Below are 14,792 nucleotides of genomic sequence, written 5' to 3' on the forward strand. Positions count from 1 at the left end.
TTAATCCAGTGATTTGATAATTTCGCGTAAGGTACTAAAGGCAAAATCTATTTGTGACTTTTCTATGATAAGCGGTGGCGACAATGCAATAGTGTCTCCAGTGGTGCGGATCAGTAAACCGGCCTCATAGGCTTTTAAGAAAGCAGTAAATACACGCTTGCTTGGTGTGGCTGGAGTGGGGTGTAACTCTATGCCGGCAATTAATCCAATATTGCGAATGTCTTTAACCAAAGGTAAGTCCGCCAGAGAGTGGGCCGCATCTTGCCAATAATCACTGAGTTCTGCTCCTCGGGTTAATAATCCTTCTTCCTCATAGGTATCTAAGGTTGCCATCGCGGCTGCACACGCCATAGGGTTACCTGAAAAAGTGTATCCATGGAAAAATTCAACCATATCTTTAGGGCCATGCATAAATGCATCATATATTTTATCTTGCGCTATGACTGCACCCATAGGGATTACACCATTTGCCAAGCCCTTAGCGGTGCAAATAATGTCAGGTTCAATGCCAAAATATTCAGTTGCAAAAGGTGCACCCATACGACCAAAACCAGTAATCACCTCGTCAAAAATTAACAATATTCCATGTTGATCGCATATTTGACGAAGTTTTTCTAGATACCCTTTAGGGGGCAATAATACACCAGCTGAGCCTGCTAAGGGTTCGACAATCACTGCTGCAATGGTGGACGGATCATGTAATTCACAGAGTCGAATTAAATCATCAGCCAATTCCACGCCATGCTCAGGTTGGCCTTTACTAAAGAGGTTTGCTTCGATGCCATGTGTATGGCGCATGTGATCGACACCGTTGAGTAAATTACCAAACATTTTACGGTTGGCAGACATTCCGCCCACAGACAGGCCACCAAAGTTGACTCCGTGATAACCTTTCTCTCGACCGATTAGTTTTGTCCTATTACCTTCACCTCGAGCGTTGTGGTAAGCAATGGCCATCTTTAAGGCGGTTTCACAGGATTCAGATCCAGAGTTGGTAAAAAACACCTTATTTAGATCACCAGGCACCATGTTGGCTAGCCGATCGGCAAGCTCAAATTGTAATGGGTGCCCCATTTGGAACGCCGGTGAATAATCCAGTGTTGCCACTTGTTTTTGTATTGCTTCAACTATGCGAGGCCGGTTATGCCCTGCATTGCAACACCATAGGCCAGCAATACCGTCTAGTAATTGTCTACCATCAGACAAAGTAAAATGCATACGATCTGCTCCCACGACTAAACGCGGGTTGGCCTTGTATTGCCTATTACAAGTAAATGGCATCCAGTTGGCCTGAAGTTGTTCAGGCGTTAAATTATGAGCATTAGTCATGATTTTCTCCCGTCTCTACTAGGGAACTTTCAAGGGAAACAACGTCAATACGTTGCGGATTTTTGGGATGCTCTGGCCATGTCAGTACTGGCAGTCCATTGTCTACTGGGCGCATTTCAATACACTCAGGTACTGGACATACGTGTTTGCACAAATTACAGCCAACACATTCATCATCAACCACAACAAAGTCCCGACCACCACTGGCATTTTCTTGCATAGTAATGGCTTGGTGTGAGGTGTCTTCACAGGCAATATGACAGCGTCCACATTCAATACATGAGTCTTTGTTAATAAAGGCTTTAGTATCAAAATTCATGTTTAGCTCATTCCAATTAACAACATTGGGTATGGCTTTACCTTGAAATGCGGATAGAGAGGCATAGCCTTTTTCGTCTAAAAAGTTTTCTAGCCCAGCAATCATGTCATCAACAATACGGAAACCGTATAACATTGCAGCGGTACAGACTTGAACACCACTGGCTCCCAGAGCAATAAATTCAGCCGCGTCTCGCCAGGTTTCAATACCACCTATTGCGGATATTTGTAAATTGCGTGTCTCAGGATTTCTAGCGATTTCACCCACCATATGTAAGGCAATAGGTTTGACTGCTGCACCACAGTAGCCACCATGGGTGCCTTTGCCATCTACAGTGGGAGTGGGCGCCATTAAGTCTAAGTCCACTGTTGCGATAGAGTTGACTGTATTGATAAGCGACACAGCATCAGCACCGCCTCTTAGTGCTGCTTCAGCGGCCACTAAAATATCGGTGATATTAGGCGTCAGCTTGGTAAAGACTGGAATATCCACCACTTCTTTAACCCAGCGAGTGGTTTGTTCGACTAATTCTGGCACTTGTCCTATGGCAGAGCCCATGCCTCGTTCACACATGCCGTGTGGGCAACCTAAATTGAGTTCTATGCCATGTACGCCAGATTTGGCGATTTTAATAGCCAGTTCTTTCCAGGTTTTTTCATCTAAAGGCGCCATCATAGAGCCGATAATGACTCTGTCTGGCCACTCTTTACGGATTTGTTCTATCTCCCGTAAATTGGTTTCTAATGGTCGGTCGGTAATTAATTCAATATTGTTGATACCAATGACGTTACGTGAGCGGTCATGATGAACACCATAACGGCTAGACATATTGATGACCGGAGGATCAATCCCTAAGGTTTTCCAAACCACGCCACCCCAACCGGCTTCAAAAGCACGTACTACATTAGTGTATTTATCTGTGGGGGGAGCTGATGCAAGCCAGAAAGGATTAATACTGTCGATCCCAGCGATATTGCAGGCTAATTTACTCATGTTAGACCTCCTTAAAGTCAATGCCGAACAAAGTGTGACCCATTGCATGAGCGGCACGTTTACCATCTTCTACAGATTGCACTGTTAAATCTTCACCTGTATCGATGCAGTCACCACCGGCATAAACACCTGGAATACTGGTTTGATACTTGTCGTTAATTTTAATTTTACCGTGTTCAATCAACATACCTGATAGCACAGATGCGTCGAGTTTTTGACCCACCGCTTTGAGTACCATGTCCGTTGATATTTGTTCGCGTACACCGGTACCAACTAATCGTCCTGCCTCTATGGCAGTTTGTTCAAAAGTGATAGTACTAATATGTGCTTCGCCAGATAATTTGACAGGGGATAACCACAAACGAACATCCACGCCATTTTTACGGGCTAATTCTATTTCCCAGTCAGTTGCTGTCATATTTTCTTCACTACGACGGTAGGCTAAGGTGACTTTTTTGGCCCCGAGGCGCTTGGCCTGAATAGCGGCATCTATGGCCGTGTTGCCGCCGCCTATTACCACCACATTTTGTCCGACTGGCATAGTTGATTTATCAGTTGTTTGTCGTAATTGTTCGATAAAGTCTAAAGCGTCATATACACCACTTAGGTTTTCTCCTTCTAATCCGAGTTTATTACATAAACCTAACCCAATACTCAGGAAAACAGCGTCATACTCAGAGCGCAGCGTGTCTAAGCTGAGATTTTTACCCAGATATTGCTCATAGATAATTTCAATCCCACCTATACCTAGCAGAAAATCAACTTCTTTTTGGGCAAAGTCATCGACCATTTTATAAGCGGCAAGGCCATATTCGTTTAAGCCGCCAGGTTTAGTTTTGGCTTCAAATACTGTGACCTTATGACCAAGCAATGCGGCGCGATGGGCACAAGATAGCCCAGCAGGTCCCGCTCCGACTACGGCGATATTTTTGCCTGTTTCAGCCGCTCTCACAAAAGGGTGCTCATCTGTTGATTCGAGTAGATGGTCGACCGCATAGCGCTGTAACAATCCAATTTCTACCGGTTTGCCTTGATCATGATGACGCACACAAGCTCTTTCACATAAGACTTCAGTGGGGCAGGCCCTAGCGCAAGTGCCACCCATGATATTTTCAGATAAAATTGTTTTTGCCGCCCCCTTGACGTTTTGTGTGCGTATTTGGTGGATAAAGGTAGGAATATCAATTCCAGTAGGGCATGCCTTTATACAAGGTGCGTCGTAACAATAAGTACAGCGCGACGCTTCAAGCAAAGCCTGTGATTTATTATAGGGTTTGTGTAGGTCGGCAAAACCTGCATTAATATCATCAATAGTAACTGTTCCTGTTGTACTCATGCTGTACCTCATTAATTGAAACCGTTTTGTTAACTGCGGAAACGCAGCGAACCTTTTAACAAAACGGCTTCATAACTTATGCCAATTTATCGCTATATAACGATAATTAAAAATTACGTTTAACTGTTATTCCATAGACTCTAGGTTTTGCATAGGAAATTTGCGTTGTGCCGTAAAATCCTGTTACGTCAAAGCCTATGATTTCATGTTCAGAGTTAAACATATTGTCTACGTAAGCAGCTGCAGACCATAACTGTGAAGAATCACTCCAGGTCAGCCTAGCATTTGCAGCTACGTACGAATCTATTTCATGAGCTGTGAAATTCCGCGCATTATGAAAAGTTTCACTTTGATAATTGGCGCTAAGCTGAACAGCAATATTATTTTCGTTCCAATCCCAATTATATCGGACCATTGCAGAAGCTTGATATTCAGGGGTGAATGCTGGTGTTGTATCTGCAAATATCCCTGAAGCGACTTCAAGATTTTCTACTTTGGCATCAGTGTAAGAAGTGTTTAATATCACATCTAGTCCATCACTTGGCGTTAAGAATAGTTCCAACTCTAACCCCGTAAAAGTGGCGTCTTGATTCTCTACTAAGCCTGAATTATTCACCCATGAAAATGATTGATAATCACTGTAGTCATAGTAGAAAATATTGGCGTTAAATAACGCAAATTCATCCAATAAGTTTAATTTCATACCGGCTTCATAAGAGGTCAATTCTTCTGGCTTATAGCTACTAAATCCACCAAATAAAGGTGCGTTAAAACTACCCGCCTTTACGCCTCTATTGATACCTACATAATATAAGTCGCTGTCGGTGGAGTACTCAAGTTGCACTTTAGCCGACCACAGGTTTTGATCATTATCAGTATCAAGGTGTTCCAAAGATGCACTATTGAGATCAATTTCAATTACTCTGTCATTTGTATTGGTGTTTTGGTACACATCACCCACAAAATGTTTGTCTTCTTTGGTATAGCGTAAGCCAGTGACTAATACCAACTGGTCTTGTAACTCGTAGTCCACTTGAGCAAATATTGAGTAAGATTGGGTTTCAAGTTCAACTAGGGTATTGTTTTCTTCACCACCCAAGAAATATGCAGTGGGCGAGGCGGCAAGCCCTTGGCTGTAATCTGTTTCAACATTGAGGTAATAAAATCCAGTGACCCATTTAAAGCTGTCGGCTTCCCCAGACAATCTAACTTCTTGACTAAATTGGTCAATGGTACTGTTAGATTGAAAGATTAATTCAGGAGAGGCAGTTTGATCTGAATCCAAACCCACAGTGCGGTCGAATTTTTTGTAATCGGTTAAAGAAAATAGATCGAAAGTATCAAAGCTATAATCGAGTTCAGCTGAAAACCCTTGAGATTGGATCTTATTTTGATCATCAAAGGCGAAATCTTTATTGACCTTAGGTCCAGAACCATCGGGGTCGATGTTGCCGTTAAAGTCGCCACCTTGCACGGGTCGAATCGGATCACCGTTAAAGTTTCCATCGATACATACGCCAAGTTGAATGGCATCACAGCCTAAAGGATCATCCGCAGCAAAGATAACGTCAATCACGTTGCCATTGGCATCTTTGATTTCGGTGGTATTGACGAACTGATAAGGCCCTTCACTTTTTGTGGTGTCGGCCCAATTCGCGCTCAATAACAGTGAGCCGTCTGTACCTAAATCAAAATCCAGTTGGGCACGTAGCGCTTGTGTATCATCGTTATAGCCATCTTGTCCGCCACCAACTGAGCCAGGGCGAGTATCTGGTGACGCACCGTCTTCATAGATATTTTCTAAGATTTCACCTTGGATATTAGAGTAAGCTGATAAACGTCCAGTAATACCATCGGATAAGGCGCCTGAAACCGCGCCTTCAAAACGAAATTGGTCAAAAGTTGCGATGGACAATTCAGCGTAACCTTCAAATTCTTCAGTTGGCTTGGCAGTAATAGTGTTGACTAAACCACCGGTCGCATTTCGTCCAAATAGGGTGCCTTGTGGGCCTTTTAATATTTCGATTCGTTGAATATCAAATAGGCCAAAAGTCTGAGCCTGGGTACTGGCTAAGTATCCGCCATCTACATAAACTGCTACTGGTGCTTCGGCTAAATCGGCATAGTCATTTTGTACAACGCCACGTATATTGAAGATTGCTCTTTGGCCACCTATATCGCCTGCTAAAGAAACACCTGGAGTAAACGCAATTAACTCGGTACTGCTCTCTAAACCCAGTGCTTTTAATTGCTCTCCACTGAACGCTGTGATGGCAATACCCACATCACTAATGTTTTCGTTACGTTTTTGAGCGCTGACTTCAATGGTTTCCCATACTTTTTCGGCGGCACTTGCTACTTGTGGCACTGATAATGTTAGTGCTAAAGAAATAACCGTAAGAATGGGGTTATATTTGTACAGATTAGGTGTGTTCACTATATGTTCCCTTCTATTGTTATTAATTTTTATGTCTTTAAGAGGCTACCCGTGAATCGTTTTACTTAGCCTGCATTTATCAAAAAAACTTATGCGACTAGGTAATCAGATAAGTAGGTAATGCCATGCTAGACATTTAGTGGTTTGCCAAACTTCAGCGCCTCTATTTTTGAATAGGACGAGTTCAGCTAAGTTTAGTATTTCAGTTTTTACAGGATATTAAATTTAATATAATTAATGTTTAGATAAGTGATTACTAAACAAAGAAGAGCTTTAAAAATACCTAAAGGAAAGAGGGGAAGAAGTTCCCTATAACGCAGTGCAAAGTGTCGCAGCAATTCTGAAAGATTGGCGTGTGGTTTTTGAGATAGTGAAAGGGGACATCACAACCTCAACTCAAGCACTTTATTCTCAGGTTCAGATGAAATTGAATGGTTCTGGTAGGTAAATGTTTGTCTTGATTGTGGCTAGGTTTTGATTGGGTGAACTTTAATTTCTTCTAAAAATGTCTCTACTACTTGATTAGGTTTAGAGCCCTTACGCAATACAGTTTGGTATTCAGTATTAAAATGGAATTTTTCTAGATATAAGGCACGCATCTCTCCTGATACCACCCAGCGCTTGGCATAATGGGTAGGTAAATAGCCGATAAAACACCCCGTTAATATCAGAAATGCCACACCCTCGCGATCAGTGGCGGTGGCTGTGGTGTGTAAGTTTTGATAGTGACTTCGAGTTTGTGCCGTTTGCGCATAGCTTGGTGAAACAGCTTCACAATCGTAAATTTGCTGAGGGGTAAGGTTTTCATCGGGGATATTGAACAGTGGGTGCTGATAATTGCAATACAGTAAATATTTTTCTTCATAGAGTCGCGAGTACTCTAAGCCTTGTAAAGGCCTTAAATTAGGGACTACACCCACATGTAACGCCCCATCTAACACATATCGCTCAATTTCATTAGGCGGGATCATTCTTATGTTGATGACAATTTCCGGCCCTTTAGTTTTTAACGCTTTGAGTGCCTTAGAAATCGACATATGCTCTAAGGTGACTAAGTTATCCGTTATGCCAATGTTAAGTTCGCCGGTTAATTCTGCATGAATACTATTTACTTGAGTTCGAAAATTTTCTAAAGAAGCCATAAGCTGCAAGCTCGCTTGATACACTTGTGTGCCTTCATCCGTTAGTGAAAAGCCGGCTCGTCCTCTTTGGCATAGATGTAAACCAAGTCTAGCTTCAAGGTCAGACATACTGATACTGATGGCCGATCTACTGATATTGAGTTCGACTTCGGCCGCTGAAAACCCTCCACATTCCACTACTGATCTGAAAATTTTTAACAGGCGGATATCAAAATTACTCAGTTGGGAAACAAGTTTCTTTTTATTTGGCATATTGAATTTTAGTTGGCTATTTGTTAAGTAATTACTTAACTAAGATTTATAAAAATTGAATTTAACAAACATTCTTCTAAATGCAAAATTTGTTGTCTGTCGTTATCCATTAATATATTGATATTGTTGAATTTATGACCACAAATACCTTTGATTGTATTAATATCTTTATTAAAGTGACTTAGCACACTCGTTTCTTGTGAATTTAACGGCTGTGGTAGTTAACATTTGGATAATCACTCAGTGTGACCTGTACTGAGGAATGTTAATATCAATCAACATTTTGTTCGCCAGAACCTATTTAAATAAAATATGAGCCACTATGTCAGATATACAATCTAGTCTCGCTTCTCTTTTGCAAAACATTCTTCCTGATTTTTTCCCAGATAGTCAATCTACAGCTGGTTACATAGTTACCGAAGGTAAAACAGTTAATCTGAGTTTACCTTTTGTGTGCAACGGTTTATTGGGGGCAAAAGGGGAGTTCAGTCATCACCTTGAAGGTTTTGCCGCGACCCATAAAGTCACGATTAAACTGAGTTACCACATATCCTCTATCAAAGGTCAAAACCCAAAAGTAGTAAAAAATGTGATTGCGGTGGCTTCAGGAAAAGGCGGTGTGGGTAAATCAACTACAGCGATTAATTTAGCTGCAGCACTAAGGCTAGAAGGGGCGAGGGTAGGTATTTTGGATGCGGACATATACGGCCCCTCTTTACCTACCTTGCTTGGCACTAAAGGTGAGCAACCTGGATCACCTGATAATAAACGTATGTATCCTATTGTTATTAACGACATACAGACCATGTCGATTGGGTATTTAGTGGATGATAATTCGGCCACCATCTGGCGTGGACCGATGGCAAGCAAAGCGTTTCAGCAACTCTATAACGAAACCTTGTGGGATGAATTGGATTATCTTATTGTAGATATGCCACCTGGTACTGGTGATATTCAGTTAACACTGGCGCAAAATATGCCCGTAGCAGCGGCAGTCATTGTCACCACGCCCCAGGACTTAGCCTTAGCAGATGCCATAAAAGGCATTGCGATGTTTAACAAAGTGGATATCAACGTCTTAGGCATAGTTGAAAATATGAGTTATCACCTTTGTTCTCAATGTGGCCATAAAGAACATACTTTTGGTGCGGAGGGCGGGCAACGTATTGCACAAAAATATCAAACTGAATTGTTAGCTCAATTGCCTCTAAACATACAAATAAGAGAGTTAGCAGATAGCGGTAGTCAGTTTATGTTCAGTGAGCAGGCCGATTCTACTATTCAACAAATCTATCGTCACTTGGCGCGAAAATTATCCTTTAAAGTTTCACAACAACCCATGGAAGATCAGCAAATTATGGTGGCCAACGTCGACTGATAACGGTCAGCCTTTGTATTGTTTGAAGTTATTGCAGTGTAGATGCACAATCTATTGCGGTTGTTTTTATCGGATAATTTGCTTGTAGCAGATACAATCAAGCCACACTAAGTGGCTTGATGTGGATTACGTTTTGCTGAGGCGATTATTGATAACACACCACTTCTATTTCCAATCCGTCGTCTAAATTAAAATAGAAACGTTTTCCTGGTTCATAATCGCCGTGATTGTGGGTTACAAAACCTGCTGCTTTGACTTTCTCTTCTGTCGCATCTAAATCATCTACCACTATGCCAATATGATTCAGTTGTTTGATGGTTTTGTGTGATGTATCGGCGAGATGTTTATCAGTGTGGCTATAGAGCGCTAGGTAAGTCTCTTCTTCGCCTAAATGGATCGTCCGACCATTGTCTTTTGCAGGCCCAGACCAGCGGACCTTCCAATTAAATATTTTCCCAATAATATTGGCGGTAACATCTGTGTCGCTGACCGTGAGGTTGATATGTTCAAGTTTGCTTGGCATAAGATTTTCCTTTGTGTGATGTAGCAATAGTTAACTTGAACATTACTTTAATACCTCAGGTTAACTTGAGGTAAAGCCGTTATTAGCACTTTTTACATAAAATTGAATTGCCGTAATTGTTAATTGTTTGGCAGGAAAGTTATAGCGAGGAGTTAAAATCTTCACATTATAAAAGAAGAACTAGTCGCACTTGTCTTGGCTTTTCTCTGTGGTTCAAAACATCTTTTTCTTTGACTTTCTGCGTTATAACATTTCTACAACAGAGACACACAGAGCGCTTCATTACACAGAGGAATGTCTAGCTAAATGACATAACCTTTGCACCTCACACATCAGATTGGAATGACTAGATTAACGAACCATTACTGGTTATAAATAAGTGTTCAGGATATTGGGTAGTAGTGGTCAGAAATTGAAGTAGAAACTCTTTATTCCACCAGTAAAGGAAGCTTGTTTTCAACATCAATCCATTTTTCAGCATCGTCTGGCGCAGACTTTAGTTCTGTTATATTGGGCCATTTCTCTGCTAAATCGGCATTTATTTTAAGGTAATGTTTTTGTTCTTCGGGTAAGTGAGTATCTTGAAAAATCGCTTCAACAGGGCACTCCGGTAAACAAAGACCACAATCAATACAGATATCTGGATGAATAACTAAAAAATTTTCACCTTCATAAAATGCATCCACTGGGCATACAGGTACACAGTCGGTAAATTTGCATTTGATGCAGCTATCAGTAACAACAAAGGTCATAGTGGTGGATATCTTGATTTAAGTTTTTCATTAGGGCGATCATAAAGTAGCTCAGGTAAAAAACAAGAACTGGATCGGTAATTCAATGTTGAATTTACCTAGGTTATGTATTCTATCTGTCATAAAATGCGCAGCCTAAGAAAATGATGGCTTCGCCGAATTTAGGTGAATTGTTTATGTTTGATCACTGGAAACCTTATGTTGCGTTTAAACGAAGTAAAATTACCGCTAAATCATGATGCAGACGCTTTATCCGCTGCGATTTTGCAGAAGTTGGGTGTTAGCTCAGATGACATCTTGTCTTTTGACGTGTTTAAACGTGCTTATGATGCCCGTAATAAAACGGATATTTTACTGATTTATACACTAGATGTGGAAGTGGTTAATCAAGCTGAACTACTGGCACAATTTGCCAATGATCCTCATGTTCGTGAAACACCTGATATGACTTATCAATTTGTCGCTAAGGCACCGCACAACTTGAGTGCTCGTCCTGTAGTTATTGGACTGGGACCATGCGGTTTATTTGCTGCCTTAATATTGGCGCAAATGGGGTTTAAGCCCATAGTGTTAGAGCGCGGTAAAGCAGTGCGAGAGCGCACCAAAGATGTGTTTGGCTTCTGGCGAAAAAAGCCTCTTGATACTGAGTCAAACGTGCAGTTTGGTGAAGGTGGAGCAGGGACCTTTTCTGATGGTAAGTTATACAGCCAAATCAAAGACCGTAAACATTATGGCCGCAAGGTGTTAAATGAATTTGTAGCCGCTGGCGCACCTGATGAAATTTTATATGTAAGTAAGCCACATATTGGCACCTTTAAGTTAGTCAATATGGTGGAAAAAATGCGTGCGCAAATTATTGAATTGGGCGGTGAAATAAGATTTAGTACTAGGGTCGATAAGCTCGACATTCAAGAAGGGCAACTTAAAGGCCTACACTTGTCTAACGACGAATATTTACCATGCGAACATGCTATTTTGGCTGTGGGGCATAGCGCTCGCGATACCTTTGAAATGTTATATGAACAAGGGGTTTATATTGAAGCCAAGCCGTTTTCAGTGGGCTTTAGAATAGAGCACGAACAATCCATGATAGACGAATGTCGCTTTGGTGAAAATGCCGGTAACCCCATTTTAGGTGCGGCTGATTACAAGTTAGTGCATCATTGTAAAAATGGTCGTTCGGTGTACAGCTTTTGTATGTGCCCTGGCGGCACAGTTGTGGCTGCAGCGTCGGAACAGGGAAGAGTGGTGACTAATGGCATGAGTCAATATTCCCGTCATGAACGTAACGCCAATAGCGCCATAGTAGTAGGTATTACCCCAGAAAAAGATTATCCAGATCATCCATTGGCAGGCATTGCTCTGCAGCGACAACTCGAAGAACTGGCTTATAAAGTGGGTGGTGAAAACTATCATGCGCCGGCGCAGCTCATTGGAGACTTTTTAAAAGGTCAATCCAGTGAACAGCTAGGCGATGTTCAACCATCTTATACGCCCGGTATCCAGTTAACAGACTTAGCGAAAGTTGTGCCACCCTATGTGATTGAAGCTATTCGTGAGGCAATTCCTGCTTTTAATAAAAAAATTAGGGGGTTTGCTAAAGCGGATGGACTTTTGACAGGTGTGGAAACGCGTACTTCGTCACCTATTTGTATCAAACGAGGCAAAGACTTAAACAGTATTAATACCCGTGGCTTATATCCAGCGGGTGAAGGAGCCGGATATGCCGGTGGCATTTGGTCTGCTGGTATAGATGGGATCAAAGTCGCCGAGGCGTTAGCCTTGGATATGTTAGCCCAAATGCAAATTAATTGATGTCTGACAGTGAAACATCCTAGAAATTTACATCAAGATAGCTATCCGTTAGCCGAGCTAATACAAAGTTATCCTGCATTGCAGCCCTATATCATCACTAAGCCTGATGGCGATAAAACCATAAACTTTGCCAATGCCAACGGGGTGAAAGCACTTAACGCAGCCTTGTTAGCCCATTATTATCAGGTTGAATTTTGGGATATTCCAAATGGTTATTTATGTCCACCGATTCCAGGTCGAGCAGATTATGTCCATCACTTGGCTGATTTATTGGCGAATGATAACGACGGAGTAGTTCCCATGGGAACTTCAATTAAAGGTCTAGACATTGGGACGGGGGCAAATGTGATTTACCCCATAATTGCCCACAGATCTTACGGTTGGAAAATGCTGGGTACCGATATTGATGCCGTTTCCATTCAGTCGGCTAATACTATTATTGCTGCGAACTCTGTTTTAAAGGGCAAGATTGCGCTTAGGCAGCAAGCCGATCCAAAAAAGATTTTTGCTGGTGTGGTAAAGGCTGATGAACACTTTGCATTTAGTATGTGTAATCCGCCCTTTCATCAATCAGCTGCAGAGGCCAAAGCGGGTTCACAACGTAAAATTAAGAACCTTGCCAAAAATAAGTCAAAACGAGGTTCACAGCAGCCTTCATCTAGCTCAAATTCCTCTCTCAATTTTGCGGGCCAATCAAACGAGCTTTGGTGTGAAGGTGGTGAGTTGGCTTTTATCAAGCAGATGATCCTCGAGAGCAAAGACTATGCAGAGCAAATTAGATGGTTTAGCAGCTTAGTGTCGAAAAAAGACAACCTAACTCAAATTAATAAAAGTTTGCAAAAACAAGGTGTGGCTGAGGCTAAAACAGTCGAGATGTCACAAGGACAAAAAGTCAGTCGTTTTGTGGCGTGGCGCTTTTAAATGAATCTTAATAGGGAATAGGGGCCTTTATGGGCGATTTAACTGAAAAACAAAAAATGCTGAAAGGTCTAGAATACTTCCCCAGTGACAAATCGTTACAGCTAGATAGAGCCAATGCAAAAAGGCTCTGTCAGCAGTTTAATCAGTTTGATATTGATGATAGAAAAGGCAGTCGAAAAATTATTAAAACATTATTTGGCCACTGCGCAGGTGCGTGGATAGAGCCTAATCTTTATTGTGATTACGGCTATAACATTTCAACCGGTAAAAATTTCTATGCCAATCATGGGTTAGTGATTTTAGACGCTGCACCAGTTACTTTTGGTGACGATGTGATGCTTGCTCCAGGCGTATTGATTTCAACTGCTACGCATCCTTTAGATGTGACTAAACGCAATAAAGGCATCGAAACAGCCAAACCCATCACAATCGGAAATAGCGTCTGGATTGGTATGGGCGCTAAGATATTAGAAGGTGTGACTATTGGTGACCAAGCCGTTATCGCAGCGGGCGCTGTAGTGAATAAAAACGTGGCACCCAAGACCCTAGTAGGCGGTGTGCCAGCGCGAGTAATCAAAACTATTTCAACCTAGCTAACCTTAGAAACAATTTTAGCTAGATTGCCAATCATTAGTTGTCAAGATACCTTTGTAGATCGGCTATTTCTTGAGTCCAACCTTTTATATTGGCTTGTTTGTGATTAGGCTGTAAAAATCCAGATTCGGTTAATAACAAATGAGTGCCACCTTTTTCAGTAGCCGTAAGTGACCACTCAACTAAGGTAGAGGTTGCCTCATCAAATACAGCGTCTTGCTGAAACATCCATCGCCAGGCAAAGTAATGAGGTGGGGTTATTGTTTCAATACGCATTGCAAACCTACCTTCACATTCCTGTTCCCACTCAAAGTATCCCAGCTGTCCTTGTTTTAATTCAAAACTAGCGGCAGAGCCAAACCACTGTTGAATTGCTTTGGGACAGGTAATGGCATTCCACACTTTCTCAATAGGAGCGTTAAAAGTGACTTCTCTGACAATTGAATCAATATCACTTTGTGTTTTCATCTTGATCTCCAATATATTTGGCTAAATTGTTGAGTCTGTCGTCCCACTTTTGGGCAAAGGGCGCTAACCAGTTAAACAAACTTTGCATAGCCTTAGGGTTTAGTTTATGGATACGCTCTTTACCAATAAAGTCTGCCTGAACAATTTTGGCTTTAATCAAAATATTGAGATGTTTGGTGATGGCTTGCCTAGTCACCGCTGAGTCCATCGTCAATTGTTTGATTGATAGTTTGCCGCGACTATGCAGAGCTTCAATTATGTTGCGGCGTTGCGGGTCTGCCAAGGCAGTAAAAATATCCATCGCGGATCCATTGTTGTTAGTCAGATTATAATGAGCAACCAAATGGTTGCATGTCAAGTTGTTGAATAAAAAATCTGTTTCGCTTTTTTGGTGACACAGTTCTAAAGTATTTATTTTAGGTAGATATAAATCTGCAAGGCCATTCTGTTATATTGCTTAACTGCTCAATCTTGTTGTATCGCTTGAAAACTAGCCAACTGAGCCAATAAAAGTAATTAAAACTTGTTGTTGA

The 14,792-nt window shown here is 41.6% G+C and carries 13 protein-coding genes; 4 read left to right on the forward strand and 9 right to left on the reverse strand.

Features of this window, described 5'->3' with window-relative positions:
• From AAC000_RS07880 to AAC000_RS07900, 5 genes are all read right to left on the reverse strand, one after another.
• Window positions 1-1,329 carry an aspartate aminotransferase family protein gene (locus AAC000_RS07880; RefSeq protein WP_339721604.1) on the reverse strand — a complete coding sequence of 443 codons (1,329 nt, stop codon included), beginning with the start codon at window positions 1,327-1,329 and terminating at the stop codon, window positions 1-3.
• Complete coding sequence (gene preA, locus AAC000_RS07885; RefSeq protein ID WP_339721606.1) at window positions 1,322-2,641, reverse strand: NAD-dependent dihydropyrimidine dehydrogenase subunit PreA; 1,320 nt, start codon at window positions 2,639-2,641, stop codon at window positions 1,322-1,324. The genes AAC000_RS07880 and preA overlap by 8 nt, the downstream gene beginning before the upstream one ends.
• Window position 2,642: 1 nt before the next feature.
• Window positions 2,643-3,977 carry an NAD(P)-dependent oxidoreductase gene (locus AAC000_RS07890; RefSeq protein ID WP_339721608.1) on the reverse strand — a complete coding sequence of 445 codons (1,335 nt, stop codon included), beginning with the start codon at window positions 3,975-3,977 and terminating at the stop codon, window positions 2,643-2,645.
• A 106-nt stretch (window positions 3,978-4,083) separates the two neighbouring features.
• Window positions 4,084-6,414 carry a TonB-dependent receptor gene (locus AAC000_RS07895; RefSeq protein WP_339721609.1) on the reverse strand — a complete coding sequence of 777 codons (2,331 nt, stop codon included), beginning with the start codon at window positions 6,412-6,414 and terminating at the stop codon, window positions 4,084-4,086.
• Between the two features lie 467 nt (window positions 6,415-6,881).
• Entirely contained in the window at window positions 6,882-7,808 is a 927-nt protein-coding gene (locus AAC000_RS07900; RefSeq protein ID WP_339721610.1) for a LysR family transcriptional regulator, read from the reverse strand.
• Window positions 7,809-8,130: 322 nt separating this feature from the next.
• On the opposite strand from AAC000_RS07900, the gene apbC reads away from it, so the two are divergent.
• Complete coding sequence (gene apbC, locus AAC000_RS07905) at window positions 8,131-9,186, forward strand: iron-sulfur cluster carrier protein ApbC (protein ID WP_339721612.1); 1,056 nt, start codon at window positions 8,131-8,133, stop codon at window positions 9,184-9,186.
• Between the two features lie 145 nt (window positions 9,187-9,331).
• Here apbC and AAC000_RS07910 read toward each other — a convergent pair whose 3' ends face one another.
• Window positions 9,332-9,709 (reverse strand): VOC family protein, encoded by a 378-nt coding sequence (locus AAC000_RS07910; protein ID WP_339721614.1) that lies wholly within the window; start codon window positions 9,707-9,709, stop codon window positions 9,332-9,334.
• 428 nt (window positions 9,710-10,137) lie between these two features.
• The gene (gene fdxA / locus AAC000_RS07915) at window positions 10,138-10,461 is read right to left on the reverse strand and encodes a ferredoxin FdxA (RefSeq protein ID WP_339721616.1); all 324 of its coding nucleotides are present in this window, start codon (window positions 10,459-10,461) and stop codon (window positions 10,138-10,140) included.
• Between the two features lie 198 nt (window positions 10,462-10,659).
• Between fdxA and AAC000_RS07920 the strand changes: the two genes are divergently transcribed.
• The 3 genes from AAC000_RS07920 to AAC000_RS07930 are packed head-to-tail and all read left to right on the forward strand — an operon-like array spanning window position 10,660 to window position 13,790.
• Window positions 10,660-12,276, forward strand: coding sequence for an NAD(P)/FAD-dependent oxidoreductase (locus AAC000_RS07920; RefSeq protein WP_339721618.1), 1,617 nt, complete (start codon window positions 10,660-10,662; stop codon window positions 12,274-12,276).
• A 9-nt stretch (window positions 12,277-12,285) separates the two neighbouring features.
• Window positions 12,286-13,197: a 23S rRNA (adenine(1618)-N(6))-methyltransferase RlmF gene (rlmF, locus tag AAC000_RS07925; protein WP_339721619.1), complete on the forward strand. Its 912-nt coding sequence runs from the start codon at window positions 12,286-12,288 to the stop codon at window positions 13,195-13,197.
• Window positions 13,198-13,226: 29 nt separating this feature from the next.
• The gene (locus AAC000_RS07930) at window positions 13,227-13,790 is read left to right on the forward strand and encodes a sugar O-acetyltransferase (RefSeq protein WP_339721621.1); all 564 of its coding nucleotides are present in this window, start codon (window positions 13,227-13,229) and stop codon (window positions 13,788-13,790) included.
• A gap of 37 nt (window positions 13,791-13,827) precedes the next feature.
• On the opposite strand, the gene AAC000_RS07935 is transcribed toward AAC000_RS07930, so the two are convergent.
• Window positions 13,828-14,259 carry an SRPBCC domain-containing protein gene (locus AAC000_RS07935; protein ID WP_339721623.1) on the reverse strand — a complete coding sequence of 144 codons (432 nt, stop codon included), beginning with the start codon at window positions 14,257-14,259 and terminating at the stop codon, window positions 13,828-13,830.
• The gene (locus AAC000_RS07940) at window positions 14,243-14,560 is read right to left on the reverse strand and encodes a metalloregulator ArsR/SmtB family transcription factor (protein ID WP_339721624.1); all 318 of its coding nucleotides are present in this window, start codon (window positions 14,558-14,560) and stop codon (window positions 14,243-14,245) included. Before AAC000_RS07940 ends, AAC000_RS07935 begins: the two co-directional genes overlap by 17 nt.
• Window positions 14,561-14,792 lie beyond the last annotated feature (232 nt).

This window comes from uncultured Paraglaciecola sp. (assembly GCF_963977085.1).
In the GTDB taxonomy this organism is placed as follows: domain Bacteria; phylum Pseudomonadota; class Gammaproteobacteria; order Enterobacterales; family Alteromonadaceae; genus Paraglaciecola.

Coding starts and splice junctions, on each gene's coding strand:
- AAC000_RS07880 (WP_339721604.1), bottom strand. CDS start 1,329: ATGACTAATGCTCATAATTTAACGCCTGAACAACTTCAGGCCAACTGG.
- preA (WP_339721606.1), bottom strand. CDS start 2,641: ATGAGTAAATTAGCCTGCAATATCGCTGGGATCGACAGTATTAATCCT.
- AAC000_RS07890 (WP_339721608.1), bottom strand. CDS start 3,977: ATGAGTACAACAGGAACAGTTACTATTGATGATATTAATGCAGGTTTT.
- AAC000_RS07900 (WP_339721610.1), bottom strand. CDS start 7,808: ATGCCAAATAAAAAGAAACTTGTTTCCCAACTGAGTAATTTTGATATC.
- apbC (WP_339721612.1), top strand. CDS start 8,131: ATGTCAGATATACAATCTAGTCTCGCTTCTCTTTTGCAAAACATTCTT.
- AAC000_RS07910 (WP_339721614.1), bottom strand. CDS start 9,709: ATGCCAAGCAAACTTGAACATATCAACCTCACGGTCAGCGACACAGAT.
- fdxA (WP_339721616.1), bottom strand. CDS start 10,461: ATGACCTTTGTTGTTACTGATAGCTGCATCAAATGCAAATTTACCGAC.
- AAC000_RS07920 (WP_339721618.1), top strand. CDS start 10,660: ATGTTGCGTTTAAACGAAGTAAAATTACCGCTAAATCATGATGCAGAC.
- AAC000_RS07930 (WP_339721621.1), top strand. CDS start 13,227: ATGGGCGATTTAACTGAAAAACAAAAAATGCTGAAAGGTCTAGAATAC.
- AAC000_RS07935 (WP_339721623.1), bottom strand. CDS start 14,259: ATGAAAACACAAAGTGATATTGATTCAATTGTCAGAGAAGTCACTTTT.
- AAC000_RS07940 (WP_339721624.1), bottom strand. CDS start 14,560: ATGGATATTTTTACTGCCTTGGCAGACCCGCAACGCCGCAACATAATT.